Source organism: Thermalbibacter longus (assembly GCF_023806485.1).
Taxonomy (GTDB): Bacteria; Chloroflexota; Chloroflexia; order Thermomicrobiales; family Thermomicrobiaceae; genus Thermalbibacter; species Thermalbibacter longus.
In genome coordinates, this window is the sequence record NZ_JAMSLR010000080.1 from 1 (window position 1) to 203 (window position 203).

1 protein-coding gene is annotated in these 203 nt (G+C 80.3%); it reads left to right on the forward strand.

Annotation, left to right across the window (positions count from 1 at the left end; translation table 11 throughout):
• Nucleotides 1-203, forward strand: a 203-nt coding sequence (locus tag NET02_RS16535; RefSeq protein ID WP_284058528.1) for an acyltransferase domain-containing protein, incomplete at both ends; no start/stop codon positions are given.

The window sequence follows — 203 nt, forward strand, 5'->3', positions numbered from 1 at the left end:
GGCCGGCCACTCGCTGGGCGAGTATTCGGCGCTGGTGGCCGCAGGGGCCCTGACGCTGGCGCAGGCCGCGCCGCTGGTGCGGCTGCGCGCGCAGGCCATGCAGCAGGCGGTGCCGGTGGGCGCCGGCGCGATGGCCGCCATCCTGGGGCTGGATGCCGACGCCGTGCGCGCCGGCTGCGCCGAGGCGCAGGCCGCCTTCGCGC